Below are 1,552 nucleotides of genomic sequence, written 5' to 3' on the forward strand. Positions count from 1 at the left end.
CATAGGGTCTCATTTTTATTTTTTCCTCATTAGACCCATATGTTTGTGATGGATAACGTACCGGCCTGTTGTAAAAGGTGGCAGATTTTGATCTTTAATAAAAACGTAAAATGAGAATAAAAAATACTAACCGCTTAATATTGATAGCTATTGAAGCCATGTAGGCTTGTATTTGAATACTCTCCATTCCGCGATATTTTGCTCTAAGCAAGCCGTTATGATTTTTTAATTCATTCATTACACCTTCAATTTTCCATAATCGCTCACGCAATTTTTGTTTGAAAATATCGGTTTCCATTTGCCTTTTTACTTGCTTAAAAATGTCATCATGAATATGTCTTGATATAACTCGGGTCCCTCTACCTTTTACAATAGGGGCTTGGCATGTTTCCCTCAGAGGGCAATGTCTACAATCTTTAACTCTTGTGCGATAAGTAATAATTTCGTCTGAATTAACCTTGCTCGCATGGAATAATACATTGTTACTACAAACATAGGTTTTTCTTATAGGATCAAAAGTTATTCCTTCAAATTCAGAACAATTATTATTACCGCTGCGTGTAGTAAAAAGGGGTATAAAGGAGTTAATTTCATAATCTTTTAAAAATGCAAGTATTGAACCAGAGCCATAGGCCCTATCGGCGATAACTTCTTTGATAGGGTGAGAAAATTTAGCATTTAGTTCTTTAATTAACTCTATAAATGGTTGGGAGTCATGAGTTGCTCCAGTTGTTACGTGAATAGCTGTAATTACTCGACTTTTACTGTCGCAACAAACATGAGCTTTATATTTAAGGCCTCTTGCCGCTCCAGTCTTAAAGGCAAGAGTAGCATCAGGGTCAGTAACACTGCGGTGTGTTTTGTTTGATAGCTGCCATTTTGTATTTTTGCAACTGTTACTTGGTCTACTTTTTTGTGGGATTGATTTATCAATTGGCTTCATTGAATCTAGTGATGCGTTGGCCTGAATAAAGGTGCTATCTACCATAACGCAGTGACCGTCTGTTAATCCCGCTTGCTGACATTGAGAAACAATATTTATAAAAATATTCTCAAAGATGGCTTTCTTAAATCTCTGTTTAATCCGACTCAGACTTGCGTGATGAGGAATTTTATCGTGGATGGTTAATCCACAAAACCAACGATAGACGATATTGTAACGTATTTCGTCAATCAGCTTTCTTGTAGATTTTATAGAATATAAATAACTCAAAAGAATCATTCTAAAATACAATTCTGGTGCAATTGATGGCCGCCCATTGTTAGGGCAATATAAGTCTTCTGTTATTTTAGTTATAAAAGATAGATCAACTGCTTCATTAACTTTCTTCAGAAAATGATCGTCAGGAATTAGTGCATCTAATATGGAGTAATTGACATTGTTTTCTTTAGAACAGAGTTTACCTTGCATCTGACAAACAGCTTTAAATAGAGTGCATTAGATCAATAACCATTTGTTTTGTAAATAAATTAATCACCTTTTACAACAGGCCGGTACCTTATCCATCACAAACAGGGTATAATGAGGAAAAAATAAAAATGAGACCCTATG

1 pseudogene is annotated in these 1,552 nt (G+C 34.7%); it reads right to left on the reverse strand.

The window, feature by feature from the left end:
• Positions 1-15: 15 nt before the first annotated feature.
• Positions 16-1,411: pseudogene (locus ACN4Z1_RS15870) on the reverse strand (transposase).
• Between the last annotated feature and the right edge of the window lie 141 nt (positions 1,412-1,552).

Origin of the sequence: Legionella sp. ST3F1, assembly GCF_048553315.1 — a bacterium.
GTDB classification, from domain to species: domain Bacteria; phylum Pseudomonadota; class Gammaproteobacteria; order Legionellales; family Legionellaceae; genus Tatlockia; species Tatlockia donaldsonii.